The sequence below is a fragment of the Roseomonas indoligenes genome, assembly GCF_017813365.1.
GTDB classification, from domain to species: Bacteria; Pseudomonadota; Alphaproteobacteria; order Acetobacterales; family Acetobacteraceae; genus Roseomonas; species Roseomonas indoligenes.
In genome coordinates this window covers 24,276-49,179 of sequence record NZ_JAGIZA010000016.1, presented here as the reverse complement: position 1 = coordinate 49,179, position 24,904 = coordinate 24,276, and the positions used below count along the sequence as shown (strand labels likewise).

At 72.1% G+C, this 24,904-nt stretch carries 22 protein-coding genes; 14 read left to right on the top strand and 8 right to left on the bottom strand.

Features of this window, described 5'->3' with window-relative positions:
- The first annotated feature begins 5 nt into the window (after positions 1–5).
- The 5 genes from J5Y10_RS21275 (at position 6) to J5Y10_RS21255 (ending at position 4,925) form a co-directional block, all read left to right on the top strand.
- Positions 6–1,160, top strand: a complete 1,155-nt coding sequence (locus J5Y10_RS21275; RefSeq protein ID WP_209376125.1) for an acyl-CoA dehydrogenase family protein — start codon at positions 6–8, stop codon at positions 1,158–1,160.
- Positions 1,160–2,767 carry an acyl CoA:acetate/3-ketoacid CoA transferase gene (locus J5Y10_RS21270; RefSeq protein ID WP_209376124.1) on the top strand — a complete coding sequence of 536 codons (1,608 nt, stop codon included), beginning with the start codon at positions 1,160–1,162 and terminating at the stop codon, positions 2,765–2,767. Before J5Y10_RS21275 ends, J5Y10_RS21270 begins: the two co-directional genes overlap by 1 nt.
- Complete coding sequence (locus tag J5Y10_RS21265) at positions 2,764–3,237, top strand: MaoC family dehydratase (protein WP_209376123.1); 474 nt, start codon at positions 2,764–2,766, stop codon at positions 3,235–3,237. The genes J5Y10_RS21270 and J5Y10_RS21265 overlap by 4 nt, the downstream gene beginning before the upstream one ends.
- Positions 3,238–3,345: 108 nt before the next feature.
- A complete protein-coding gene (locus J5Y10_RS21260) occupies positions 3,346–4,179 on the top strand; it encodes an ABC transporter substrate-binding protein (protein WP_209376122.1) in 834 nt (277 codons plus the stop codon).
- Between the two features lie 32 nt (positions 4,180–4,211).
- Entirely contained in the window at positions 4,212–4,925 is a 714-nt protein-coding gene (locus tag J5Y10_RS21255) for an amino acid ABC transporter permease (RefSeq protein WP_209376121.1), read from the top strand.
- Positions 4,926–4,964: 39 nt separating this feature from the next.
- Here J5Y10_RS21255 and J5Y10_RS21250 read toward each other — a convergent pair whose 3' ends face one another.
- Positions 4,965–5,741 (bottom strand): helix-turn-helix domain-containing protein, encoded by a 777-nt coding sequence (locus J5Y10_RS21250; protein WP_342452983.1) that lies wholly within the window; start codon positions 5,739–5,741, stop codon positions 4,965–4,967.
- Positions 5,742–5,818: 77 nt separating this feature from the next.
- On the opposite strand from J5Y10_RS21250, the gene J5Y10_RS21245 reads away from it, so the two are divergent.
- On the top strand, positions 5,819–7,057 hold the full coding sequence (locus tag J5Y10_RS21245) for an MFS transporter (protein WP_209376119.1): 1,239 nt from the start codon (positions 5,819–5,821) through the stop codon (positions 7,055–7,057).
- Positions 7,058–7,367: 310 nt separating this feature from the next.
- Here the strand turns inward: J5Y10_RS21245 and J5Y10_RS21240 are convergent, their stop codons facing one another.
- Genes J5Y10_RS21240 through J5Y10_RS21230 form a run of 3 tightly spaced genes read right to left on the bottom strand, consistent with a single transcriptional unit; the run spans position 7,368 to position 11,168 of the window.
- Complete coding sequence (locus J5Y10_RS21240) at positions 7,368–9,623, bottom strand: xanthine dehydrogenase family protein molybdopterin-binding subunit (RefSeq protein WP_209376118.1); 2,256 nt, start codon at positions 9,621–9,623, stop codon at positions 7,368–7,370.
- Entirely contained in the window at positions 9,616–10,674 is a 1,059-nt protein-coding gene (locus J5Y10_RS21235; RefSeq protein ID WP_209376117.1) for an FAD binding domain-containing protein, read from the bottom strand. The genes J5Y10_RS21240 and J5Y10_RS21235 overlap by 8 nt, the downstream gene beginning before the upstream one ends.
- The gene (locus J5Y10_RS21230) at positions 10,671–11,168 is read right to left on the bottom strand and encodes a (2Fe-2S)-binding protein (RefSeq protein WP_209376116.1); all 498 of its coding nucleotides are present in this window, start codon (positions 11,166–11,168) and stop codon (positions 10,671–10,673) included. The genes J5Y10_RS21235 and J5Y10_RS21230 overlap by 4 nt, the downstream gene beginning before the upstream one ends.
- A gap of 216 nt (positions 11,169–11,384) precedes the next feature.
- On the opposite strand from J5Y10_RS21230, the gene J5Y10_RS21225 reads away from it, so the two are divergent.
- The 7 genes from J5Y10_RS21225 (at position 11,385) to J5Y10_RS21195 (ending at position 19,417) form a co-directional block, all read left to right on the top strand.
- Positions 11,385–11,981, top strand: coding sequence for a TetR/AcrR family transcriptional regulator (locus J5Y10_RS21225; protein ID WP_209376115.1), 597 nt, complete (start codon positions 11,385–11,387; stop codon positions 11,979–11,981).
- 191 nt (positions 11,982–12,172) lie between these two features.
- Positions 12,173–12,904 (top strand): restriction endonuclease, encoded by a 732-nt coding sequence (locus tag J5Y10_RS21220; RefSeq protein WP_209376114.1) that lies wholly within the window; start codon positions 12,173–12,175, stop codon positions 12,902–12,904.
- 65 nt (positions 12,905–12,969) lie between these two features.
- Positions 12,970–13,920 carry a glycosyltransferase gene (locus J5Y10_RS21215; RefSeq protein WP_209376113.1) on the top strand — a complete coding sequence of 317 codons (951 nt, stop codon included), beginning with the start codon at positions 12,970–12,972 and terminating at the stop codon, positions 13,918–13,920.
- Positions 13,917–14,819, top strand: coding sequence for a WxcM-like domain-containing protein (locus J5Y10_RS21210; RefSeq protein ID WP_209376112.1), 903 nt, complete (start codon positions 13,917–13,919; stop codon positions 14,817–14,819). Before J5Y10_RS21215 ends, J5Y10_RS21210 begins: the two co-directional genes overlap by 4 nt.
- Positions 14,816–16,501, top strand: coding sequence for a hypothetical protein (locus tag J5Y10_RS21205; RefSeq protein ID WP_209376111.1), 1,686 nt, complete (start codon positions 14,816–14,818; stop codon positions 16,499–16,501). The genes J5Y10_RS21210 and J5Y10_RS21205 overlap by 4 nt, the downstream gene beginning before the upstream one ends.
- A gap of 256 nt (positions 16,502–16,757) precedes the next feature.
- Complete coding sequence (locus J5Y10_RS21200) at positions 16,758–18,065, top strand: M16 family metallopeptidase (RefSeq protein ID WP_209376110.1); 1,308 nt, start codon at positions 16,758–16,760, stop codon at positions 18,063–18,065.
- Positions 18,062–19,417, top strand: coding sequence for a TldD/PmbA family protein (locus tag J5Y10_RS21195; RefSeq protein ID WP_342452982.1), 1,356 nt, complete (start codon positions 18,062–18,064; stop codon positions 19,415–19,417). Before J5Y10_RS21200 ends, J5Y10_RS21195 begins: the two co-directional genes overlap by 4 nt.
- Before the next feature lie 45 nt (positions 19,418–19,462).
- Here the strand turns inward: J5Y10_RS21195 and hemA are convergent, their stop codons facing one another.
- From hemA to J5Y10_RS28110, 4 genes are all read right to left on the bottom strand, one after another.
- Positions 19,463–20,668: a 5-aminolevulinate synthase gene (gene hemA / locus J5Y10_RS21190; protein ID WP_209376109.1), complete on the bottom strand. Its 1,206-nt coding sequence runs from the start codon at positions 20,666–20,668 to the stop codon at positions 19,463–19,465.
- Positions 20,669–20,782: 114 nt separating this feature from the next.
- Positions 20,783–21,958 carry an acetyl-CoA C-acetyltransferase gene (locus tag J5Y10_RS21185; RefSeq protein WP_209376108.1) on the bottom strand — a complete coding sequence of 392 codons (1,176 nt, stop codon included), beginning with the start codon at positions 21,956–21,958 and terminating at the stop codon, positions 20,783–20,785.
- 367 nt (positions 21,959–22,325) lie between these two features.
- A complete protein-coding gene (locus tag J5Y10_RS21180; protein ID WP_342452981.1) occupies positions 22,326–23,423 on the bottom strand; it encodes an alpha/beta fold hydrolase in 1,098 nt (365 codons plus the stop codon).
- The gene (locus J5Y10_RS28110; RefSeq protein ID WP_245214943.1) at positions 23,356–23,982 is read right to left on the bottom strand and encodes a hypothetical protein; all 627 of its coding nucleotides are present in this window, start codon (positions 23,980–23,982) and stop codon (positions 23,356–23,358) included. Before J5Y10_RS28110 ends, J5Y10_RS21180 begins: the two co-directional genes overlap by 68 nt.
- A gap of 211 nt (positions 23,983–24,193) precedes the next feature.
- On the opposite strand from J5Y10_RS28110, the gene phaR reads away from it, so the two are divergent.
- Positions 24,194–24,847, top strand: a complete 654-nt coding sequence (phaR, locus tag J5Y10_RS21175; RefSeq protein WP_209376106.1) for a polyhydroxyalkanoate synthesis repressor PhaR — start codon at positions 24,194–24,196, stop codon at positions 24,845–24,847.
- The last annotated feature ends 57 nt before the right edge of the window (positions 24,848–24,904 follow it).

Below are 24,904 nucleotides of genomic sequence, written 5' to 3'. Positions count from 1 at the left end.
ACCCGATGCACCGCTTCTACACCGAGGACCAGGCCGCCCTTCGCGAGACGGCCCGCCGCTTCGCCGAGCGCGAGGTCCTGCCCCGCGCCGCCGCGATCGACCGCGAGGACCGCTTCGACCGCGGCCTCTACAAGGGCATGGCCGATCTGGGCCTCTTCGGCGTGGCCTTGCGCGAGGAGGCGGGCGGCGCCGGCATGGGCGCGACCGGCGCCTGCATCGTGATGGAGGAGATCGCGCGCTGCTCCGGCGCGGTCGGCAACGCCTTCGCCATCCCCGTGGAGGCCGCGCTCTTCCTGGACCACCACGGGAATGAGCGCCACAAGGCGATGATCCCCGGCATCCTCGCCGGCGACATCATTCCCGCCACCGCCGTGACGGAGCCCGACCACGGCTCCGACGTCGCGGGCCTTCGCACCACCGCGAAGCGCGACGCGGATGGCTGGGTGCTGAACGGCACCAAGGCCTGGGTCACCTTCGGCAATGTCGTGGACGCGCTGATGGTCTTCGCCCGCAGCGGCGCGGAGAGCGGTCCGGGGGGCGGGCACAAGGCCATCTCCTGCTTCCTGCTGGACGGGAAGGCACCGGGCATCCACCGCGGCAAGAACGAGGAGCTGCTGGGGATGCACGGGCTGGAGGACTGCATGATCACGCTGGACGGCGTGCGTGCGCCCGCCGATGCCGTCGTCGGGCCGGAGAACGGCGCCTTCAAGATGGCCATGGGCAACTTCAACTTCAGCCGGCTGATGATGTCCGCCATGGCGCTCGGCATGGCGCAGGCCGCGTTCGAGGACGCTGTGGCCTACGCCAAGACCCGCAAGCAGTTCGGCACGGCCATCATCAACCACCAGGCCATCCAGTTCATGATCGCCGACATGTCCACGGACATCGCGGCGGCCCGCATGCTGATCCACCACGCCGCCCGCCTCTACGATGCGGGCATGCCCATCGCGAAGGAGGCGGCGCAGGCCAAGCTCTTCACGACGGACATGGCGGTGAAGCACGTCTCCAACGCGCTGCAGATCCATGGCGGCAACGGCTATTCCCGCGAGTACCGGGTGGAGCGCCTGTTCCGCGACGTGCGCCTGGCCCAGATCTACGAGGGCACGAACCAGATCCAGCGCATGATCATCGCCCGCCAGGTCGAGAAGGAGACGGCCTGATGGGTGCGACCGCCCCGCACCACATCTCGGCCGAGGAGGCCGCCGCCCTGGTGAAGGACGGCGACTTCGTCATCGTCGGCGGCAATGGCGGCACCGGCACGCCGGAGGCGCTGATCGAGGCGGTGGAGCGGCGCTTCCTAGCAGGGCAGGGGCCGCACGACCTCACTCTGTTCCACGTCACGGGCATCGGCGCCATCCACGAGCACGGGCTCTGCCATTTCGGGCACCAGGGCCTCGTGCGCCGCGTCATCGGCGGCCATTACGGGCTGCAGGTTCCCTTCATGGCGCTGATCGATGGCAACCACATCGAGGCCTACAACTTCCCCCAGGGCGTGATGACCGGGCTTTGCCGCGCCATGGCCTCCGGCCAGCCGGGCATCCTCACCCATGTCGGGCTCGAGACCTACATGGATCCGCGCCAGGGCACGGCCGAGAGCGGCGGCCGCATGAACGCGCGCACCACCGAGCAGCTGGTGGACCACGTCCGGCTGCTGGACCGCGACTGGCTCTTCTACCGCGTCCCCGGCGCCCCGCGCGTCGCCCTCATCCGCGGCACCACGGCGGATGAGGACGGCTACGTCACCATGGAGCACGAGGCGACGACGCGGGAGGACCTCTCCATCGCGCAGGCCGTGCACAATGCCGGCGGCACGGTGATCTGCCAGGTGAAGCGCCTCGCCCGCCGCGGCAGCCTGAACCCGCACATGGTGAAGATCCCCGGCTTCCTCATCGACTACATCGTGGTCGAGCCGGAGCAGATGCAGACCTTCGGCACGGTCTACGACCCCAGCCGCAGCGGCGAGACGCGCGTCCCCACCTCTTCCATCCTGCCGGACCCGATGAGCGAGCGCCGCGTGATGGCCCGCCGCGCCGCGCTGGAGCTGCGGCCGGGCGACGTGGTGAATCTCGGCGTCGGCGTTTCCGCCATGATTCCGAACGTGGCGGCGGAGGAGGGGATCGAGGACCTGATCACCCTGACCGTGGAGGCCGGCGTGATCGGCGGCGTTCCCGGCCATGCCCGGGAATTCGGCACGGCGGTGAACCCGCGCGCCATCATCGACCAGGGCTACCAGTTCGACTTCTACGACGGCGGCGGCCTCTCCGCGGCCTTCCTCTCCTTCGCGGAGGTGGACCCGCAGGGCAACGTGAACGTCACGAAGTTCGGCAACCGCTTCGCCGGATCGGGCGGCTTCATCGACATCACCCAGAACACGCGCCGCCTGGTGTTCAGCGGCACGATGACCGGTGGCGGGCTGAAGATCGGCCTGGCCGATGGCGGCATCGGCATTCGCCAGGAAGGGCAGATGAAGAAGTTCGTGCCCGCCGTGGAGCAGATCAGCTTCAGTGGTCATCTCGCGCGGGAGAAGGGTCAGGAGGTCACCTTCGTGACCGAGCGCGCGGTCTTCCAGCTCGCCCGGGAGGGCGTGGTGCTGACCGAGGTCGCACCCGGCGTGCGGATGCAGGAGGACGTGCTGGACCAGATGGGCTTCCAGCCCCTGGTCAGCCCCGCCGTGAAGCCCATGGATGCGCGCCTGTTCCGCCCCGGCCCCATGGCGCTGCGGGACGAGTTCCTGATGCAGGCTGCACGCCCGAGGCACGCCGCATGAGCGCTTCCGCCCCCGCTCCCGCCAGCCTTTTCCTTGAGGACATCACGCCCGGAGAGGAGTGGCGCACCGGCACGCACACCGTGACCGCCGAGCAGATCGGCGCGTTCGCCGCGCTGACGCGGGACCACCACCCGCTGCACACGGACGAGGCCTATTGCCGCAGCCGCGGCTTCCCCACCGTCATCGCGCACGGGCTGTTCGGTCTTTCCCTGATGGAAGGCCTGAAGACCGAGCTGCGACTCTACGAAAGCACCTCCATCGCCTCCCTCGGCTGGGACAAGGTGCGCTTCCGCGCCCCGGTCCTCGCCGGGGACGAGCTGCACCTCCGCATGCGCTTCACGGCAAAGCGCCCCTCCCGCAACCCCGACCGCGGCGTGGTCACCGAGTTCCTGGAGCTGGTGAACGCGCGCGGCGAGGTGGTGATCGACGCCGAGCACGCCTCCCTCATCCTCGCCCGGCCCGCCGCCTGATCGGCGTGCGGGACAAGGCACGCTTATTGCGACTGAATTTCTCTGCTTTGAGGTGACCGCCTCTCTCCTGCCTCCCGGTCGGGCACATCCAGCAACGGGAACCGTACGATGACCATGCGACGTCTCCTCCTCGGCCTCGCCGGCGCCGCCTTCCTCGGCGGGGCGGCCTCGGCCCAGACCTGCACGCCCCGCGTGCCGGCCGGCAGCTTCGTGGAAGCGGGCAAGTGGACCATGTCCATCAACCCCACGCTGCCCCCGCAGCAGTTCGTGGACAGCCGCGGCGAGCTGCAGGGCCTGAACGTGGAGCTCGCCCGCGCCGCCGCCGCGAAGATCTGCATCGAGCCGGTCTTCATGCGCATGGACTTCCCGCCGATGATCCCCGGCCTGCGCGCCGGCCGGTTCGACACGATCAACACCGGCATGTTCTGGACCGAGGAGCGGTCCAACATGTTCTACCTCGTGCCCTACGCCCAGCAGGCCATCAGCATCTACACCCTGCCGAACAGCAGGCTCAGCCTCACGAAGTTCGACGACCTGTCCGGCCGCACCGTGGGCGTTGAGACCGGCACCTACAACGAGCGCAAGTCGCGCGAGGCGAATGCCGAGATGGTGGCGCGCGGCCTGCCGCCCGTGAACTTCCGCACCTTCTCCACCGCCAGCGAGACGGTGGCCGCGCTCCGCGCCGGCCAGCTGGAGGCCGCGATCAACATCGACGAGACGGCGAACGAGATGGTGAGCCGCGGCATCGCGAAGATCCACGTCCGCAGCCTCTTCGGCACCGACATCACCTACGCCTTCCGCGACAGGGCGCTGGCCCAGGCCTTCGCCACGGCCCTGAACGAGCTGAAGGCCGATGGCACCTATGACCGTCTCTTCGACAAGTTCGGCATGACGCGCCTGGCGAACGCCACTTTCGCCATCCGCGGCAACGGCCCGAACTGAGCCCTCGCCCCTAGCCGAGAAGGATCGGGCCGATGTTCGATGTCAGGGCCTTCCTGTCCTACCTGACGAACGCCTACCTGCTGGAAGGCGTGGGCGTGACGATCGGGTTGACGATCGCCACCATGATCATCGGGCTGATCCTCGGCACCGCGCTGGCGCTGATGCGGATGTCGAAGAACGCCCTGCTCTACGGAGCATCGAGCTTCTACGTCTGGGTCTTCCGCGGCACGCCGCTGCTGGTGCAGCTTGTCCTCATCTACACGGGCCTGCCGCAGCTCGGCATCAAGCTGGGCGTGCTGCCTTCCGCCCTCCTCGCGCTCAGCCTGAATGAGGCCGCCTACCTGTCGGAGACCATCCGCGGCGGCTTCAACGGCGTCGCCAAGGGCCAGACGGAGGCCGCCAAGGCCCTCGGCCTGTCCCGCTGGAACACGCTGCGCCTCGTCCTCATGCCGCAGGTCGCCCGCCTCATCATCCCGCCCCTGGGCAACTCCCTGAACGGGTTGCTCAAGGCCACCTCGCTCGCCTCCGTCATCTCGCTGGAGGAGGTGATGCGCCGCAGCCAGGTGCTGATGCAGGAGAAGTTCGAAGTTCTGGAGCTCTACTGCGTGGCCGCCGTCTACTACCTCGTGCTCACCACGCTGTGGAACCTCGTCCAGGTCCGGCTGGAACGCCATTACGGCCGCGGCTACGCCGAGGTCAGCCGTACCGCGCCACCCATTCCGGCGCGGCCGGCGGAAGCGGTCTGACAGGGGCGCGCCGGTAGGCCCAGGGCCACCGGAGCCGGCTTACCCGCCCCGCATTCCCTGCACCCCCGCCGGCGTCATCCCGAAGGCCGCACGGAAGGCCGCCCCGAAGGCCGGGGCGGAGGCGTAGCCCACCGCCGCACCTGCCCTGGCCGGGGGCACGCCCTGGGCCAGCAGCGCGGCCGCCTCGGCCAGCCGCAGCGCCTGCCGCCAAGCGCCGAAGGACAGGCCCGTCTCCGCCCGGAACAGGCGCGACAGGCTGCGCGGGGACGCGCCGACATGCGCCGCCCATTCCTCCAGCGACCAGGGGATGGCCGGGTCGTCCCGCAACGCCGCCGCCATCCGGGCCAGGCGCGGCTCACGCGGTTCCGGCACGCCGAAGGGCAGGCTGGGGGCGCGGCGGATCTCCTCCAGGATGAGCGCGGCGAGGTGGCCGCCCCGGCCGTGCTCGTCCCATTCCAGCGGCTCCTCGCAGGCCGCCAGGATCAGTTCCCGCAGCAGGGGAGAGGCCGCGAGCACGGCGACGCCCTCCGGCCCCGCCCGCGCGGCGTCCGCGCGCAGGAACAGGGCCCGCATCGCCACCGCCCCTACGATCGCGACGGAGTGCGGCTCCCCCGCCGGAACCCAGAGGGCGCGACCGGCCGGCACCACGAAGCTCGCCGCATCGGTGGTGATCCGCATCACCCCGCGCAGGGCATAGAGGAGCTGCACCCGCGCGTGCCGGTGCCGCCCCGTGGTCTGGCCGTCTGCATAGTCCCGCACGAAGGCCGCCATGGGCCGGTCCACCGCGTCCTGCGGCAGGTTGAGGTTCGGGATCACAGTTTGGCCGGTTCGCGACATCCTATGGCCCAACGTCTTGGCCCGGCCAGGATAGTTTCGGGGCGAGGAGAACGCCAATGCCAACAGACCCCGCCACCCGGCAGATCTGGTTCATCAACGCCGCGCACTTCGTCTGCCACTACGTGCTGCTGATCCTCGCCACGGCCGTGCTGGGCATGGTGGCGACCAACGGCGCCACCTTCGGCGCGGAGTACGGGCCGGTTCTGGCGCTCGGCACCGGCATGTTCGTCCTCTACGGCATCGGCGCCCTGCCCATGGGCTGGCTGGCGGAGAAGGTCGGGCGGCAGGCGCTGATGACGGCCTTCTTCCTCGGCGTCGGCGGCTCCCTGCTGCTGGCCGGCTTCGTCTCAAGCCCCTGGAGCCTCGCCGCCGCCCTGGCGCTGGCCGGGCTGTTCAACGCCATCTACCACCCGATCGGCACGGCCATGCTGGTGGAGGCCGCCGGCGACCGCGTGGGCCGCGCGATGGGCAACAACGGCGTCTTCGGCAATCTCGGCGTCGCCTCCGCCCCCGTGCTGACGGCGCTGCTCGTCGCCCAGGCCGGCTGGCGCTGGGCCTTCCTCGTCCCCGCCGTCGCCGTCCTCCTCCTCGGCCTGATGTGGCTGCGTGAGCCGCATTACGATGCCCGCCAGCACGTGAAGAACACCCGCCCTTTTCCGCAGATCCCGCCCGCCGTCGTGCGTCAGGCCGTGATCTCCCTCATGCTCATGGCCGTCGCCTCCGGCTTCGTCTTCAACGCCTTCACCCTACTGATCCCGAAGCTGATGCAGGAACGGATGGCGGACAGCCCCTCCCTCCTGCCCCTCGTCGGCGCCCTGGCCTTCACCGCCACCCTCTTCGGCGGCCTCACCCAGTTCACCGTCGGCCGCATGATCGACCGCACCACGTTGAAGCGCGTCTTCCTGCCGCTCGCCTTCGCGCTGGTGCCGGCGCTGCTCGCCCTCTCCTTCCTGCAGGGCTGGGCGGTGCTGCCCGTGGCCGCCATCGCCGCTGCCGCCATCTTCGGCCAGGTGACGGTGAACGAGACGATGACCGCCCGCTACGTCGCCCCCACCCTGCGCGCGAAGCTCTACTCGCTCCGCTTCTTCGTCGGCTTCCTCGGCGCCGCCGCGGCCTCCCCCGCCATCGGCTACCTGCACGACACCTTCGGCAATCTCGGCCTCACGCTGATCGTGCTCGCCGCCTTCGCCTGCATCACCTTCGCCTGCGCCCTGCTCTTCCCGGATCGGCCGGAAGAACTGAACCCGGCGCTTTGGAACGGTGGCACCGCCACCCCGGCGGTGGCGGCGGAGTAGGCGGCGCTGGTAACCTCAGGGAGGCGCTGCCTCCCTAGAATCCCCGGGCAAACGCAAAGCGTTTGTCCCGAGCCAGGAGCCTGAGGCTCCTGGACCTGCATCGGGCTACCGCGGATGCGATGATCGAAGGGCGGCGCCGAAAAGCTTTCAAAGCCGTGTCAGCCCTGGTGGCCGTGTCAGTCGCCTGAGGTCATCGACCTCAGGCGCACCGTCAGACGAGCATCCCGCGGCAGCCCGATAGAAAAAGATGAGAGGGGGTCCAGGGGGAGAGAATTCCTTCTCTCCCCCTGGGACCGCCAGACCCGGAAGTTCAGGACTGCGGCCAATCCGCGATCAGCGCCTCGATCGCGACCGGGAACTGGCGGACGCGCACCCCCGTCGCGTGCCACACGGCGTTGGCGATGGCGCCGGCCGTGCCGGTGATGCCGATCTCGCCCACGCCCTTGACGCCCAGGGCGTTCACGTGGGGGTCGTGTTCCTCCACCAGGATGGCCTCGATCGAGGGCACGTCGGCGTTCACCGGCACGTGGTACTCGGCGAGGTTGGCGTTCATCACGCGGCCGGATCGCGGGTCCACCACGGCCGCCTCGTGCAGGGCGAAGGAGACGCCCCAGATCATGCCGCCGAGGTACTGGCTGTTCACCAGCCGCGGGTTGATGACGGTGCCGGCCGCGAAGGCGCCGACCAGGCGCGTGGCGCGCACCTGGCCGAGTTCGGGGTCCACCTTCACCTCGGCGAAGACAGCGCCGTGGGCGTGCATGGAGTAGTGCTCCTGCGCCGCGGGATCCGCGGCGCCGCGGCCCTTGCCCTCGATCTCCTCCAGCCCGGCGCGGGCCAGGATGCTCTCATAGCTCTCGCCGCGCGCCTCGTCGTCGCGCCGCAGCAGCCGCCCGTTGCGCGCCACCACGCCGGCATTGCCGGCGCCGAAGAGGGGGGAGCGCTCGTCGGACATGGCCAGCTCCGCCAGCTTCGCGACCACCTCCTCGCCGGCGCTGCGGAGCGCGGCGCCGGCGGTGGCGGTGTGGGCGGAGCCGCCGGCGATGCCGGCATCGGGCAGCCTGGAGTCACCGGCGCGGAATTCGATGCGGTCGATGTCCAGGCCCATGCTATCGGCCGCGATCTGGGCCAGCGCGGTCCAGGCGCCCTGGCCCATGTCGTGCGCCCCGGTCTCGGCCACGCCGCTGCCGTCACGCCGCAGCACGGCGCGCGCCTGGGCCGCGAACATCAGGGCGGGGAAGGTCGCGGTGCCCATGCCCCAGCCGACGAGCAGGCCGTTCTCGTCGCGCATGCTGCGCGGGGCGATCGGCCGCCCCGCCCAGCCGAAGCGGGCCGCGCCCTGCGCGTAGCACTCCCGCAGCGCCTTGGAGGAGAAGGGCTTGCCGGAAGCCGGATCCACCTCGGCGTAGTTCCGCAGGCGGAACTCCAGCGGGTCCATGCCCAGCGCCACGGCCATCTCGTCCATCGCGCTCTCCAGTGCGATGCTGCCGCTGGCCTCGCCGGGGGCGCGCATGAAGGTGGGCGTGCCCGTGTCCAGCCGCACCGCGTCCGTCGTCGTCTCGATGGCGGGCGCGGCGTAGAGCGAGTGGGTGACGCCCACGGCGGGCTCGAAGAAGTCGTCGTAGCGGCTGCTGGCGGTGCGGACGTGGTGCGAGATCGCGGTCAGCGCGCCCTTGCTGTCCGTGCCCAGGCGCAGGGTCTGGCGCGTGGGCGCGCGGTGCCCCACGGGGCCGTACATCTGGGCACGCGGCAGCACGAGCTTCACCGGCCGCCCCACCATGCGGGCCGCGAGGATGCCGAGGAGCTGCGGGCCGGAGATCAGCCCCTTCGAGCCGAAGCCGCCGCCGAGGAAAGGGCTGCGGACATGGATGTTTTCCGGCGGGATGCCGAAGATGCCGGCGATCCGCATCACCGCGAAGGCCAGGCCCTGGCTCGGCGTGTCCACCGTCACGCGGTCGCCGTCCCAGGCGGCGACGACGGCGTGCGGCTCCATCGCGTTGTGGTACTGCGCGGGCGTGTCATAGGTGGCGGCGATGCTGCTCTCGGCCGCGGCCAGCCCGGCCTCCGCGTCGCCGTGCTGCATGTTCGGCGCGTTGCCGACGCCGATAGCGGCGGGGGTGAAGACGTCGGGCCCGTCCAGCTCGGCCAGCACCGGCTCGGCCTCGTAGCGCGGGGCGAGCAGCCTGGCGCCCTCCGTCGCCGCCTCCAGCGTCTCCGCCACCACGATGGCGATCGGCTGGCCGGCGTAGCGCACGGTGTCGTTCTGCAGCAGCTCCTGGCGGAAGCTGAAGGGGCCGGTCTTCTCGTCCGGGTCCGCCGCAAGCGGCGGGCGGTTGGCGGGGGTGATGACCTCCGCCACGCCGGGATGGGCCCTGGCGGCCGCCACGTCGAGGGAGGCCACGCGGCCGCGCGCGACGGTGCTGACGGCCAGCGCGGCGTGCAGCAGGCCCGGTGGGTTATTGTCGGCGGCGTAGGTCGCGGCGCCCGTGACCTTCAGCGGGCCGTCGCGGCGCGTCAGCGGCTGGCCGATGCTGGAGCCGTGCCGGAGCTGGATGGCGGTTTCAGCCATGGAGAGCGACTCCCGTGACGGGGGCGAGGGGGGAGGCGGGAAGCGCCGGGATGCGCTCCGGCGTGCCGGCGGCGGCGAGCGCCAGGGCGCGCGCGGCGATCCGGCGCGCCAGCTCGATCTTGAAGCCGTTCTCGCCGGAGGGATGCGCCCCTTCCAGCGCCGCTTCCGCCGCGCGGCGGAAGGTGGCGGCGTCGGGGCGGGCGCCGGCCAGCACGGCCTCGGCCTCCCGCGCGCGCCAGGGCTTGAGCGCGACGCCGCCGAGCGCCAGCCGCGCTTCCGCGATGGTGCCGCCCTCCATCCGCAGCATGGCGGCGGCGGAGACGACGGCGAAGGCGTAGGAGGTGCGCTCGCGCAGCTTCACGTAGCGGGAGTGGGCGGCGAAGGCGTCGGCCCCGGCGGGCAGGCGCAGCGCCACCACGAGCTCGCCGGGCGAGAGCACGCTCTCGCGCTCCGGCGTGCTGCCGGGGAGGAGGTGGAACTCCTCCAGCGGCACTTCACGCCGTCCGCCCGGCCCCTCGATCTCGACGACCGCGCCGAGCGCGGCGAGCGGCACGCAGAAGTCGGAGGGGTGCGTGGCGATGCAGCTCTCGCTCCAGCCCAGCACGGCGTGCAGCCGGTTCTCGCCGCCGAGCGCGTCGCAGCCCGCGCCGGGCTCGCGCTTGTTGCAGGCGCTGGCAGGGTCATAGAAATAGGCGCAGCGCGTGCGCTGCAGCAGGTTGCCGCCAGCGGTCGCGGCGTTCCGCAACTGGGCGGAAGCGCCGGAGAGCAGGGCTTCCGCCACCGCCGGGAAGCGGCGCGCGAAGTCCCGGTCATGCGCCAGCTCGGCGTTTCGAACCCGCGCGCCGATCCGGAACGCGCCGTCCGGCAGCGCTTCGACCGCGTCCAGCCCGGGCAGGCGGCTGACATCCACAAGCCGCTCGGGGCGGACGACGCCGCCCTTCATCAGGTCCAGCAGGTTCGTCCCGGCGGCAAGGAAGGCGCTGCCCGGCACGGAGGCGGCGGTCACGGCTTCCGCCACGGTCGCCGGGCGGATGTAGTCGAAGCGGTTCATGCCGCTTCCTCCCAGCCGTCCTGGCCCATGCGCTGCTGCGCGTCCAGCACGGCCTCCGTGATGCCCTGATAGGCGCCGCAGCGGCAGAGATTGCCGCTCATGCACTCCCGCACCCGCTCGGGGTCGTCCCCGGCCTGGGCCTCCCCGATCATCCCCACCGCGCTCATGATCTGGCCGGGGGTGCAGAAGCCGCACTGGAAGGCGTCGTGCTCGATGAAGGCGGCCTGGACGGGGTGCAGGACGCCGCTCCGCGCCAGCCCCTCGATCGTCACCACCTCGGCGCCGTCATGGCTGACCGCCAGGGCGAGGCAGGAGTTCACGCGCTGCCCGTCCAGCAGCACGGTGCAGGCGCCGCACTGCCCACGGTCGCAGCCCTTCTTGCTGCCGGTCAGGTCCAGGCGCTCCCGCAGCAGGTCGAGCAGCGTGACCCGGGGGTCGTCCAGCTCGACGTGCCGCGGCTCGCCGTTGACGGTGAGGGTGATGGACCAACTCATGCTGGACCTCCGATCGGGTGCTGTGCGCTAGGATCCGCCCGGTCTCGGCCAGGCCCGGGCAAGGCCGTGGGGCCAATGCGCGGTGCGGCTGGACGAAACATGCGTGGCGGCGTTCAAAAGGCGGGCGCAGGATGGATGGCGAGCACCGATCCGGCGTCCTGCGGGTTAGAATATGGAGGGTGCCTCCGTTTGCAAGGGGCGAATGACGAAGTCCGTGTGAAACTCGGCGATCCGGCCGGGCGGGCGCGAAGGCCGCGCGCCGACGCCGTCCGCAACCGCGAGCGCGTGCTGGAAGCCGCGAAGGTCGTGTTCAGCCAGGGCGGAGAGAGCGCGAGCCTGGAGGCCGTGGCGCGTGAGGCTGGCGTCGGGATCGGCACGCTGTACCGCCACTTCCCCACGCGCGAGGCCCTGTTCGAGGCGGTGTACCGGCGGGAGGTGGAGCAGCTCGTCGACCTCGTGCAGGTCCTGAAGGCGGAGGCGAGCCCGGCGGAGGCGCTTCGCCTCTGGCTCCGCGCCAACGTGGCCTTCGTGGCCACGAAGAAGGGCATGCTGGCCGCCTTGGCCCTGGCCACGCAGAAGAACCCGGACCTCATGGCCTACTCCTCGGACCGCCTGACCCGGGCTGTGGGGGAGTTGCTGGCGCGCGGCGTCAGCACCGGCGAGATCCGGGATGACATCGGCCCGGAGGACGTGCTGCGGGCGCTGATCGGCATGTGCTACGCCCAGGAACGGCCGGATTGGCAGGCCAGCGTGCTGCGGCTGCTCGACGTCTTCGTGGACGGGCTGCGCAAGCCGGGTCGGCCGGCGGCCTGAGGCGCCCGGGCCGGGAACTGGGAAATCCCTGATCAGATTGGCAAAAATCTGATCCAAACTTGCCAGGCACAGTTGAAGTGCTTTGTGAAGAACGGCACCTAATAGGCCTGTCAGCCTTGCTTGCCCCGAGTCGCAGGCCCTGACAGGCCCTCCGGCGGCCCGCCGGTGACGCCTGGCCGGCTGGAGTGGCAATGGGAACGTGGGGGCTACTCGCTTCCGTCGCGCTTCTCGCCCTCGCCGTCCTCTACTTCCTCCGGGGCGACGATGCGGCGGCGGCGCTGCCCGCTGACCTTTCCCCGCGCGACTTCGAGCGGCACTGCGCCAACCTCATGGCCGCGCGCGGCTGGTCCGTCACCCTCGGCCGCGGCTCCGCCGACCAGGGCGTGGACGTGCTGGCCCGCAAAGGCGGGCGCTCTGTCGTGCTCCAGTGCAAGCTCCACGGGCGGCCCGTCGGCAACCGGGCGGTGCAGGAAGCCCTGGCCGGCCGCGGCTTCGCCGGGGCGGATTGCGCGGCGGTGGTCTCCAACGCCTCTTACACCCCCGCCGCCCATGCCCTGGCGGCGCGGGTGGGGGTGCTGCTGCTGAATGTCCCGGATCTGGCGCGGGCGGACGCGCTGTTCCGGCAGTCTCCCCGCCCGGCACAGCCGGCAGGCCCCCCTGAACCCAAGTCCGAGCCCGCCCGGCGCCCGCGCAAGGCCCGCCCCCGGGCACAGGCCCGGGGCAGGGCGCGGCGGCTCCGTGGGGGGCTGATCCCCGCCGGGCTGCTGGCCGGGATCATCCTGCTGCTTCCGGAAAGCCCGCCCGGCCCGGCCGATCCGCCCCGCCCGGGCCTGGCTGCCTCGCGGGCCGCCTCCAGGGGCGCTTTCCCGCTTCCCCTCCCACCGCCCACCCCGCCCCATCTCCTCCGGCGCCCGGCGGGGTAGGGCGCCGGTTTTCAGGCGTGGGCGCGGCTGTTATGAGCGGCCAACGTCAGAGACTGCCGGGCCGGATGATCGACTGCTCCCTTATCGTTCCGATCTACCGGAACGAGGAAAACCTGCCCGACCTGCTCGAAGCGCTCTCGGGCATGGCGGCCCGGGTGCCGGGCTTCGAGGCGGTGCTGGTCGTCGATGCCTCCCCCGACAACTGCGAGGCGCTGCTGCGCGCGGCCCTGCCCAATCTCGGCTTTCCCGCGCAGCTCCTCGCCCTGTCCCGCAACTTCGGGGCCTTCGCGGCCATCCGCGAGGGGCTGATGGCGGCGCGCGGCCGCTTCTTCGCGGTGATGGCCGCCGACCTGCAGGAACCCCCGGAGCTGGCGGAGCGCTTCTTCGCCACCCTGCGGGCGGACGAGGCCGACCTCTGCCTCGGCGTTCGCGCCTCCCGCCAGGATCCCGGCCTCTCGCGCCTCCTCTCCCAGACCTACTGGCGCCTCTACAAGCGCTTCGTCATTCCGGAGGTGCCGGCGGGCGGGGTGGACATCTTCGGCTGCAACGAGGCGGTGCGGACCGCCCTGCTGGAGCTGGACGAGCGCTCCGGCTCCCTCATCGGCCAGCTCTTCTGGGTGGGCTTCCGCCGGCTGGAAATCCCCTATGACCGCCGCGCCCGCACCAAGGGCACCAGCGCCTGGGTCTTCGCCAAGCGCCTGCGCTACTTCGTGGACAGCGTCTTCGCCTTCTCCGACCTGCCGATCTCCATGCTGGTCGGGATCGGCGCGGTGGGCGGGGCGCTCTCGGTCGTCGGCGCGGTGGTGGTGCTGCTCGCCTGGCTGTTCCGCGACATTCCCGTGGCGGGCTACGTCCCCATCATGATCGCGGTGCTGTTCTTCGGCTTCATGACGCTGCTCTCCCTCGGCATCATCGGCATCTACGTCTGGCGGATCAGCGAGAACGTGCGCGGGCGCCCGAACGCCATCGTCGCGCGCCGCATGGCGAACGGCGCCACGCCGGGGCACCTGCCGTGAACGCCCCGCGCATCCACCCCCAGGCGCTCTGCGAGAGCGACAAGGTCGGGCCGGGCACGCGGGTCTGGGCCTTCGCGCATATCCTGCCGGGCGCGGTGATCGGGGCGGACAACAACATCTGCGACGGCGTCTTCGTCGAGAACGACGTCGTCACCGGCGACCGCGTGACGGTGAAGTGCGGCGTCCAGCTCTGGGACGGGCTGCGGGTGGAGGACGACGTCTTCATCGGCCCCAACGCCACCTTCACCAACGACATGTTCCCCCGCAGCCGCGTGCAGCGGGACGCGCTGTCCCCCACCACGGTCCGCCGCGGCGCCTCCATCGGGGCCAATGCCACGGTGCTGCCGGGCATCACGATCGGGCCGGGCGCCATGGTGGGGGCGGGCACCGTGATCACGGCCGACGTGCCGGCCAATGCCGTGGTGGTGGGCAACCCCGCCCGCGTCGTCGGCTATGCCGGGGTGGAGGGCGTGACGGCGCTGGACGCCCTGCCGCCGGACGCGCCCTGCCGCGCCATCGCCGCCGACACGCACCGCGACCCGCGCGGCCGCCTCTCCCACTGGCCGCTGGAATCGGCCCTGCCCTTCACCCCGCGCCGCCTCTACGTCATCGACGGCGCGCCGGATGGCTGGGCGCGCGGCGGCGGGGCCTATCGCCGGTCCCACCAGTTCCTGATCGCGACCCAGGGCGCCGTGACGGTGGCGGTGGATGACGGGCGGCGGCGCCTGGCCGTACGCCTGTCCGGGCCGGAGGCGGGGCTGCACGTGCCGCCCGGTACCTGGACGCTGCAGTACGGCCACACGCCGGACGCCGCCCTCCTCGTCCTGGCGAGCGAGCCCTACGACCCGGAGGAGCGGATGGCGGACTACCTGCCCTGGCTGGCGGAGCGAAGCGCGTGACGGATGTGGTGAACCGAGGCGCGAACCAGGCCGCAAACCCGGCCATGGACCGGCGTGGCCTCGTGGTGGACCTCGCCCTCATCGCCCTCGCCTCGGTGGCCAGCCTCGCCCTCTTCGCGGTGCTTCGCCGCCTCGGCCTGCCTTTCGGGCTGCGGGTCATCGCCATGGGCGAGGACTACAACTGGCTCCTCATCCTCTCCTCGCCGGGTGCGGTGGCCCGCGCCCAGACCTTCTGGACCTTCAACGACCGCAACCCGCTCTCGCCCTGGTGGTACGTCGCGGCGCAGCCTCTCTTCACCAATGGCGCGAACGGCGCCTACCTCGTGCGGCTGATGATGGGGCCGCTGCTCGGCGTTTCCTCCTACCTCATGGTGCGCGGCGTGGCCGATGGCCGCGCGCGCGGCATCGCCCTCGGGACGGGAATGCTGGCCGCCGCCTGGGTGCTGCACCCCACCCCGGACGAGATCGCCTGGAACTTCATCGGCGCCCTCTCCCTCAGCTGCCTTTGCGTGGCCAGCTTCGCGGCCTGGGTCCGGGGCGGGCGGCGCGCGCCGGGCTGGTACGGTCTCTCCCTCGTTCTCTGGTTCGTCGCCTTCGGCAGCTACACCTTCCAGGTGGGCGCCGTGGTCGGGATCGGGCTGCTGGCCCTGCTGCACCCCGCCAGCCCCGGCGCGGGGCCCTTCCGCCGCTTCGTCGGGGCCGTGCTGGAAACGCTGCCCTACGCCCTGCTGCTCGGCGCCTTCGTGCTGGTCTGGAAGACCACCCAGAACCCCGGCATGGCCGCCTACTACGATCTGCGGCCGGATCTGCTGCTTCAGAACCTTCCCGCCTCGATCAAGGCCGGCCTCTCCGTCTCCCGCTACGACGGCTTCGTGGCGGTGGCGCAGCAGGTGCTGGGCTGGCGCGCCCTGGCGCTCGGCGCCGCTTTCGGGATCGGCATGGCCGGCCTGCACTTCCTCGCCCTGCGGCGCGAGGAGCCGGTGCGCGCGCGGGACGCGGCGGTGGTGCTGGCCGTCGCCTTCGGCCTCGTGCTGCCCACGCTGCTGATCGAATCCATGTCCGGCACCTGGACCGTGGGCCTGCGCTGGCCAATGGTGGAGCAGGCCTGGATGCCCCTGCTCTGGACGGGCGTCGCGGCGCTGGTCCTGGCGCTGCTGCCGGTACCCGCCGGGCTCCGCCGCGCAGGCCTCTCGGCGGTGGGCGGGGTGGCGGCGGCCTGGCTGCTCGTCGCCTGTCTCGGCTACAACAGCCGCCAGAGCGTCGCCTCCGCCCATGAGGGCGCGCTGCGGTCGGGGATGGAAGCGCTGGGCGCTGCCGTCCCCGCGGGCCAGCCGGCTAACTTCGTCGTCCTCGTCGATCCCGGCGTCTTCCTCGTCACCCCGGACATCATGTCCTACCGCGTGGCCCCGGTCTGGTGGCCCGGGCGGGACTTCGGCCTGCGCGTCCTCTGGGCGAACCACCCGAACGGGTGGGACGCCGAGCCCTGGGGCAAGCTGGTGCTGGAGGACGCCCAGGCCACCAACCTGCGGATCGGCGGCGGGGCGCCGGTCCCCTACGGCGCGATCCGCTTCCTCCGCTTCGACGGCCGGCGACTGACCGCGCCGGCGGAACTGACCGCGGCGGATGTGGCCCCCTATCCCGTGACATGGCGCCGCAGCGCACCGGTGCGGCAGGGGCCCTGATTCTACTTCTGGCCTGTACCGGGGAGGGGAAGAGGGAGTTCTTCCCCATCCAGGCACCCCCCTTCTTCGAGCCGGGGCGACTGCAAAGGCAGGACTGACCCCATCACGCCGGTACATCCTGTCAGGATAGCGCGGCGGCAGCGGGTGGGGGTTCGGAGGGCGGCGTCCCTTGGGGCCGCCCAGCCTCGCACCGGACCCTGGGGCACCCTACATTCACCCGCTGAAACGCTCTCTTCCCGGAAGTCGCCCCCGCCGCATGACCGAAGAAATCCTCGCCGCCGCCACGGACCCCGCCGCGAATGGCGGCGCCGTGCGCCTCACCCGCCTGCCCAACGGCCTGACGATTGTCTCCGACACCATGGCCCGGGTGGAGACCGCCTCCATCGGCGCCTACGCCCACACCGGCACGCGGGACGAGGAGGCGCATGAGAACGGCGTCTCCCACTTCCTGGAGCACATGGCCTTCAAGGGCACGGAGCGGCGCGACGCCGCCGCGATCGCGCGCGAGATCGAGAACGTGGGCGGCCACCTGAACGCCTACACGGCGCGGGAGACCACGGCCTACTACGCCAAGGTGCTGAAGGAGGACCTGCCGCTGGCCGCCGACATCCTCGGCGACATCCTCACCCACTCCTCCTTCGCGCCGGAGGAGGTGGAGCGGGAGCGGGGCGTGATCCTTCAGGAGATCGGGCAGGCGAACGACACGCCGGACGACATCGTCTTCGACCATTTCCAGGAGACGGCCTTCGCCGGCCAGCCCATGGGGCGCCCGACTCTGGGCCCGGCCGGGATCATCGAGACGCTGCCGCGTGAGGCGCTGACGGGCTACATGCGCCGCCACTACGGCCCCTCCCGCATGGTGGTGGCCGCGGCCGGCGCGGTGGACCACGACAACCTCGTGGATCTTGTGAAGACCCACTTCGCCGACCTGCCGAACATCGAGGGCCACAATGCCGAGCCCGCCCGCTACACCGGCGGCGAGTTCCGGGAGGAGCGGGACCTGGACCAGGTGCACCTGCTGCTGGGCTTCCCCGGCCCGGCCTATGGCGACGCGATGCACTACCCGACGATGCTGCTCTCCACGATCCTCGGCGGCGGCATGTCCTCCCGCCTGTTCCAGGAGATCCGGGAGAAGCGCGGGCTGGTCTATTCCGTCTATTCCTTCCACTCCCCCTACCGGGACGCTGGCCTCTTCACCGTCTATGCCGGCACGGGCGAGGAGCAGGCGGCGGAGCTGATGCCCGCCACGCTGGAGGAACTGCGCCGCGTGCAGAAGGATGTAACGGAGGAGGAGCTGGCCCGCGCCAAGGCGCAGCTGCGCGCCTCCGTCCTCATGTCCCTGGAATCCACGGGATCGCGCTGCGAGCAGCTGGCCCGCCAGCTCCAGGTGCATGGCCGCCTGATCCCGGTGGAGGAGACGAAGGCCAGGATCGCGGCGGTGACGGTGGAGCAGGTGCAGGCCGCGGCCGCCCGAACCTTCCGCGCCCCGCCGACGCTTGCCGCCCTCGGCCCCGCCGGCCGCGTGCCGCACCTGCCGGAAGTCGCCGAGAGGCTGTCGGCGTGAGCGCGACGGCCGAGGCACCAGTGACCGACACGCGCGAGGCGCTGGCGGCGCTGGTCGCCGCCGCCCGCGCAGCGGGGGCGGATGCGGCAGATGCCATGCTGGCCGCCGGCGCTTCCCTCTCCGTCCAGATGCGGCTGGGGGAGGTGGAGCAGGTCGAGCGGTCCGAGGGCTTCGACATCGGCCTGCGCGTCTTCGTCGGCCGCCGCCAGGCGATCGTCTCCACCACGGATTCCGACCCGCGCGGCTTCGCGGCCCTGGCCGAGCGCGCCGTGGCGATGGCCCGCGCCGTGCCGGAGGACCCCTTTGGCTTCCTGCCGGACCTCGTGCCGTCGCTGGCCGACCTGCCGCTGGACATGGATGACGGGGTGGAGCCGGACGTGGCCTCCCTCACCACCCGCGCCCGCCGCGCGGAGGAGGCCGCCCGCGCCATCCCCGGCGTGACGAACTCGGAGGGCGCGGATGCCGGCTGGCACCGCACGGTGGTCGCGCTCGCCGCCTCCAACGGCTTCTCCGGCACCTATACCCGCAGCGGGCACAGCCTCTCCGTCACGGCGCTGGCCGGGCAGGGGACGGGGATGGAGCGGGACTACGACTACGCCTCCGCCACCCACCTCTCGGAGCTGGACGAGCCGGAGACCCTCGGCCGCAGCGCCGGGGAGCGGGCGGTGCGCCGCCTGAACCCGATCCGCCCCGCCACCGCCCGCCTGCCCGTGCTCTACGATCCCCGCGTGGCCGGCTCCATCCTCGGCCATCTCACGGCCGCGGCGAACGGCGCCTCCGTCGCGCGCGGCACGAGCTTCCTGCGGGAGAGCATGGGCCAGCGGATCATGGCCCCCGGCCTGACCGTGCGGGACGACCCCACCCGCCCGCGCGGCCTCCGCTCCCGCCCCTTCGACGCCGAGGGGATGCCCACCGCCCCGCTGGCGATCGTGGAGGACGGCGTGCTGCAGCACTGGCTGCTGGACTGGCGCTCCGCCCGGCAGCTCGGCCTCGCCTCCAATGGCCGCGCCTCCCGCGCCGTGGGCGGCCCGCCCTCGCCCTCCACCAGCAATCTCTGGCTGGAGCCGGGCGCGCTGACGCCGGAGGCCCTGATGGCTGACATCGCGGAGGGCCTCTTCGTGACGGAGATGATCGGCACCAGCATCAACGCCACCACCGGCGACTACAGCCGCGGCGCCTCCGGCTTCATGATCCGCAACGGCGAACTGGCCGAGCCCTTCTCCGGCGTGACCCTGGCCGGGAACCTGCGGGAGATCTTCCTGAACATCACCCCCGCCAACGACCTGCGCTTCCGGCGGGGCACCGACAGCCCGACGCTGCGGATCGACGGGCTGACCATGGCCGGGGCCTGATCGCCACCGCGGCGAACGGGGAAGGCGGGAGCCTTCCCCGAAAGGTCAGGCCGCCAGGCGCTGCCGGGGCAGCCCCAGGCGGTCCCAGACGGCGGAGAGCGCCCCGGCGAGCGAGGCGATGGCGGCATCGTCGTGCAGCGGCGTCGGCGTGATCCGCAGGCGCTCCGTGCCGCGGGGCACGGTGGGGAAGTTGATGGGCTGGATATAAACCCCGTGCTCCTCCAGCAGCATCTCGCTGGCCTCCCGGCACAGGGTGGCGTCGCGCACCATGACCGGCACGATGTGGCTGGGGCATTCCAGCACGGGCAGGCCCTCGGCGCGGAGCGCGGCGCGGGTAGCCCGGGCGCGTTCCTGGTGGGCGGTCCGCTCGGTGTCGGAGGCGCGCAGGTGGCGCACGCTCGCCAGGGCGCCCGCGGCCACGGCGGGGGTGAGGGTGGTGGAGAAGATGAAGCCCGGCGCGAAGGACCGGATGGCGTCGATCAGGGTGGCGCTGCCCGCGACATAGCCGCCGCCGACGCCATAGGCCTTGCCCAGCGTGCCCTCCACCACGTCGATCTCCACGCCTTCCCGCGCGGCCACGCCCGCGCCGCCGGGGCCGTAGAGGCCGACCGCATGGACCTCATCGATATAGGTCAGGGCGTTGTGGCGGCGCGCCAGCTCCGCGATCCGGCGGATCGGGGCGATGTCGCCGTCCATGGAATAGACGCTCTCGAAGGCCACGACCTTCGGCGCCTCCGGCGGCAGCTCGGCCAGCAGTTCCGCCAGATGCGCGACGTCGTTGTGCCGGAAGACCTTCTTCGGCCCGCGCCCGTTGCGGATGCCCGCGATCATGGAGGCGTGGTTGTCCGCGTCCGAGAGGATGGTCGCCCCCAGCAGCATCGCCAGGGTGGAGAGCGCCGCCTCGTTCGCGGTGAAGCCGGAGTTGAAGACCAGCGCGGCCTCTTTCCCGTGCACGGAGGCCAGCTCGGCCTCCAGCGCCACGTGGTGGCGGCCGGTGCCGGAGATGTTCCGCGTGCCGCCGGCGCCCGCCCCGTCCTCCCGGATGGCGGCGATCATCGCCTCCCGCACCGCCGGGTGCTGGCCCATGCCGAGATAGTCGTTGCTGCACCACACCGTTACCGGCCGCCCATCCGCCCGCAGCGCGCGGGGAAAGGCGCCGGCCTGACGTTGCAGGGTCAGGAAGTGGCGGTAGCGGCCCTCGGCGCGGAGCGCGTCGAGATGGGAGGCGAGAAGGGCGTCATAATCGGGCATCGCGGGAGGACGTGACCAGCTTCTGTTCTGCGGAACGGGGTTAGGCCCCGTCCCGCGCGGAATCAATCATTTCGGGGGTGGCGCGGCCCGTCTTGCGCGGACCGCGCCCGCCGATCAGGCGGCCTCGACGCACATGGCCACGCCCATGCCGCCGCCGATGCACAGCGTCGCCAGGCCCTTCTTCGCCCCGCGCCGCTGCATCTCGAAGAGCAGCGTGGTGAGGACGCGGGCGCCGGAGGCCCCGATCGGATGGCCCAGCGCGATGGCGCCGCCATTCACGTTCACCTTGGACGGATCCCAGCCCAGGTCCTTGTTCACGGCGCAGGCCTGGGCCGCGAAGGCCTCGTTCGCCTCGATCAGGTCCAGGTCGCCGATCGACCACCCGGCCTTCTCCAGCGCGCGGCGGCTGGCGGGGATGGGGCCCGTGCCCATGATGGAGGGGTCGACGCCCGCGGTTGCCCAGGAGACGATGCGCGCCAGCGGCGTCACACCCCGCCTGGAGGCCTCCGCCCCCTTCATCACCAGGATCGCCGCCGCGCCGTCATTGATGCCGGAAGCGTTGCCGGCGGTGACGGAACCCTCCTTGTTGAAGGCCGGGCGCAGCTTCTGCAGCACCTCCAGGCTCGTCTCGGGCTTCGGGTACTCGTCCTCCGCCACCACCGTGTCGCCCTTGCGGCCCTTCACCGTCACCGGGACGATCTCGTCCCGGAAGCGCCCGGCCTTCATGGCCTCGCCGGCCTTGCGCTGGGAGTTGTAGGCGAACTCATCCTGCTGCTCGCGCGTGATCTGGAACTTCTGGGCCACGTTCTCCGCGGTCTGGCCCATGTGGTAGCCGTTGAAGGCGTCCCAGAGCCCGTCCTTGATCATGGTGTCGATCAGGGCCAGATCGCCCATCTTCTGCCCGGCGCGCAGCTGCTGGGCGTGCGGCGCCTGGGTCATGCTCTCCTGCCCGCCCGCGATCACGATGGCGGCGTCGCCCGTCGCGATCTGCTGGGCCGCCAGCGCGACCGTGCGCAGGCCGGAACCACAGAGCTGGTTGATGCCGAAGGCCGTCCGCTCCACCGGGATGCCCGCGATCACGCTGGCCTGCCGCGCCGGGTTCTGCCCCGCCGCGCCTGTCAGGACCTGGCCGAGGATCACCTCGTCCACCTCCCCGGCCTCCACCTTCGCCCGCTCCAGCACCGCCTTGATCGCGGTGGCACCGAGCTGGTGCGCCGCCACGCTGGCAAAGGCCCCGTTGAAGCTGCCCACCGGCGTGCGGGCGGCGGAAGCGATGACGATGTCGTCCATGACCGGCTCTTTCCTCTGATCCCGTCCTCGGCCTGCGCGATTCCCGCGCATTCGTCCGAGCCGTGTGCGGCAGGGGGTGAAGACTGCGTCCGACACCCGCGCCACACAACCCATCGCCCCATCTGGCGTTGTGGGCGGCCCTGGAACAGGGGGGAGGGAGCGCCCGTGGCTCCCGGGGGGAGAAAGACTTCTCTCCCGCCCCCCCTCTCATCTTTTTTCATCGGGCTGCCGCGGACCGTGGGGCTGGCCCGCGCCGGGCGGCGTGGCCGCCCGGCGAAACGCCCGTTCAGCATCCTTTGGCAGCCTGATCGAAGAAGATGAGGGTGAGGGGGCCGGGGAGGGAGAGAATCTCTTCTCCCTGGGGCGGTCAGCGCCGCAGCCAGTCCCGCAGGGGCCGCCACAGCACAGCCTCCGCCTTCATTCCCGCCGCCATCCCGATATGCCCGGCCGCCACGTCCAGCACCTCTGCCCCGGGCAGTCCCGCCGCCAGGGCCCGCGCGCTCTCCGGCGGCACGATCCGGTCCCCGCGCGGGATGGCGAGGAAGGAGGGGCCCCGCCAGGCGCGCGGCTCCACCACCGCGCCCGCCACGCGCCAGGCCCCGGCCGCCGGCGTGCTGGCCCCGTACCACCCGCCCAGGCATTCCCGCGCCACGGGGGCGGGCAGGGGAATGCCGTCGTTCAGCCAGTCCTCCAGCGCCACGAAATGCGCGGCCCGGGGGGAGGCGGGGTCGAGCCGCCCGAAAGCCCGGAACTTCCGCGCGATGCCGAAGGGGTCCAGCCCCGCGAAAAGCAGCTGCAGCAGATCCACGGGCAGGGTGCCCGTGGTTCCCAGCACGGGTTCCAGCCCCGGCAGCAGCCCGGCCACGGCCCGGGCGCGCGGTCCGGCCCCGCCGGCGTGGAAGTCCCAGGGCGTCGCCAGCAGCGCCAGCCCGCAAACCCGGGCCGGTGCCCGCAACGCAGCGGCCAGCGCCAGCAGCCCGCCCATGCAGTAGCCCACCAGCGAGACCGGCCCGCCCGTGGCGGCCACCGATGTCTCCAGCGCCCGTTCCAGCCGGCCGGCGATCCAATCCGTGAGCGTGAAGCCCCGCTCCACCGCGCCGGGTACGCCCCAGTCCAGCAGCAGGACCCGCAGGCCCTGCCCGGCCAGCCAGCGCAGCATGGAGTGGCCGGGCATCAGGTCCAGCACCGTCGCCCGGTTCACCAGCGAGGGGATGAACAGCGCCGCCGGGCCTTCCCCGCCATAGTCCAGCAGCCGCGCCGGCCCCTCCGACCACAGCGCCGGCGGATCGGCCATCGCCCGCCGCCAGGGATGGGCCCGGTAGGCCAGGATGCCCCGCAGCAGGGCCGCGTCCTCCCGCGCCAGGCGCTGCCAGACCGCGGCGGCGAAGCCCCCGGCCTCAGCGCCGGCGCCGAGTTCCCGGAGGATCCGCGCGTGTTCCGCCTGCCCCGCCGTCGAGCGCGGCACGAAGCCCGGCCAGCTCCCGTTCCAGGGCGTCGAGCCGGGCGCGGAGGGGATCGCCGCCATCGTCACCAGCGCCCGGTTCACGGCCAGGGCCAGGTGCGCCGGCAGCGGTCTCGGGCCGCGCCGCGCCGTCATCGGGCGCCCCCGCGGAAGGTCCGGGCGACGGGGGCGGGAAGGGGAAGGGCGCGACGGGCGCCGGCGGCCAGCCCATGGGCCAGGGCTGGGGGAAGCCCGTTGCGGGCTGGCCGAAGCCGGGCGGCGCGAAGCCCGTCGGAACCCCCGGTATGCCAAAGCCCGGTGCCCCGAAGCCGGGCATCCCGAATCCCGGCGGCCAGGGCGGCGCGGCCCGGGACGCCTCCGCCCAATGCTCCGTCCAGTGGCGGGACGCCGCCGCGAGCGCCGCCGCCCAGGCCGAGAGCAGCTCCGGATCCATGGCCATGGCCGCCATCTCGCCCTGCCACAGCGCCACCCAGTCCGCCGCCAGGCGCGCCAGGTCCGGCGTCCCGTCCGGCGCCCCGCTTGACGCCCCGTCCTCCGTCCCACCGCTCTCCGAACCGCTCATGCATTCCCCGGTTGGCATCCCCGCCCGCGCATCCGCCCGCCCCTCCGCCGGTGGCGTCCCGGCCGGACCCGCGCGACGCGCCTTCCGCAGCGCGGCAAAGCCGGTTTAGCATCGTCGCCCGGCACGGCATCAAGGCGCCAGAGGCCGGGTCCCGCGGGAACCCCTGCGGGAATCACAGACCCGGCGGTCGTCCGGGGGAGGATTATCGGCCATGGCCAAGATCGACTCGCCCCAGGGAAGCCCCCAGGGCAGCGCGGCGGACACGGCGCCGGAAACCCCGGCCAGCCCGCCCGTCGTGGTGAAGAAATACGCCAACCGGCGCCTCTACAACACCGAAACCTCCTCCTACGTCACGCTGGAAGACTTGGCCGCCATGGTCCGCCTGGGCCGGCATTTCACCGTCTCCGACGCCAAGTCGGGCGACGACATCACCCGCTCCGTCCTGACGCAGATCATCGTGGAGGAGGAGAGCAAGGGCCAGAACCTGCTGCCCATCCCCTTCCTGCGCCAGCTCATCGGCCTGTACGGCGACAGCCTGCAATCCGTGGTGCCCCGCTACCTGGAGGCCACCATGGGCACCTTCGCCCGCCAGCAGGAGGCGATGCGCCGCACTGCGCAGGAGGCCATGGGCTCCGCGATGGGGGGAACGATGGGCAGCTTCAACGCCTTTGCCCCCTTCGAGGAGCTGGGCAAGCAGAACCTGGCGATGCTGGAGCGCGCCATGAGTCTCTTCTCCCCTTTTCCTCCCCGCGCGGGCGGCGCCGCGCCCACGGGCCCGATGGACGAGGTGGAGGCGATGCGGGAGGAGCTCGCCACCCTGCGCGAGGAGGTGGAGCGGCTGCGCGCGGGGCGCAGCATGGGCTGAGGAGCCGGCCCGTCTAAACTGATGGAGTGGACCGGCGGGGTGGAAAGGCCCCGTAGG

Bases quoted from the DNA above. Each gene is read 5' to 3' on its own strand.
- J5Y10_RS21275 (WP_209376125.1), top strand. From the start codon at position 6: ATGCACCGCTTCTACACCGAGGACCAGGCCGCCCTTCGCGAGACGGCC.
- J5Y10_RS21270 (WP_209376124.1), top strand. From the start codon at position 1,160: ATGGGTGCGACCGCCCCGCACCACATCTCGGCCGAGGAGGCCGCCGCC.
- J5Y10_RS21265 (WP_209376123.1), top strand. From the start codon at position 2,764: ATGAGCGCTTCCGCCCCCGCTCCCGCCAGCCTTTTCCTTGAGGACATC.
- J5Y10_RS21260 (WP_209376122.1), top strand. From the start codon at position 3,346: ATGACCATGCGACGTCTCCTCCTCGGCCTCGCCGGCGCCGCCTTCCTC.
- J5Y10_RS21255 (WP_209376121.1), top strand. From the start codon at position 4,212: ATGTTCGATGTCAGGGCCTTCCTGTCCTACCTGACGAACGCCTACCTG.
- J5Y10_RS21245 (WP_209376119.1), top strand. From the start codon at position 5,819: ATGCCAACAGACCCCGCCACCCGGCAGATCTGGTTCATCAACGCCGCG.
- J5Y10_RS21240 (WP_209376118.1), bottom strand. From the start codon at position 9,623: ATGGCTGAAACCGCCATCCAGCTCCGGCACGGCTCCAGCATCGGCCAG.
- J5Y10_RS21235 (WP_209376117.1), bottom strand. From the start codon at position 10,674: ATGAACCGCTTCGACTACATCCGCCCGGCGACCGTGGCGGAAGCCGTG.
- J5Y10_RS21230 (WP_209376116.1), bottom strand. From the start codon at position 11,168: ATGAGTTGGTCCATCACCCTCACCGTCAACGGCGAGCCGCGGCACGTC.
- J5Y10_RS21220 (WP_209376114.1), top strand. From the start codon at position 12,173: ATGGGAACGTGGGGGCTACTCGCTTCCGTCGCGCTTCTCGCCCTCGCC.
- J5Y10_RS21215 (WP_209376113.1), top strand. From the start codon at position 12,970: ATGATCGACTGCTCCCTTATCGTTCCGATCTACCGGAACGAGGAAAAC.
- J5Y10_RS21200 (WP_209376110.1), top strand. From the start codon at position 16,758: ATGACCGAAGAAATCCTCGCCGCCGCCACGGACCCCGCCGCGAATGGC.
- hemA (WP_209376109.1), bottom strand. From the start codon at position 20,668: ATGCCCGATTATGACGCCCTTCTCGCCTCCCATCTCGACGCGCTCCGC.
- J5Y10_RS21185 (WP_209376108.1), bottom strand. From the start codon at position 21,958: ATGGACGACATCGTCATCGCTTCCGCCGCCCGCACGCCGGTGGGCAGC.
- J5Y10_RS28110 (WP_245214943.1), bottom strand. From the start codon at position 23,982: ATGAGCGGTTCGGAGAGCGGTGGGACGGAGGACGGGGCGTCAAGCGGG.
- phaR (WP_209376106.1), top strand. From the start codon at position 24,194: ATGGCCAAGATCGACTCGCCCCAGGGAAGCCCCCAGGGCAGCGCGGCG.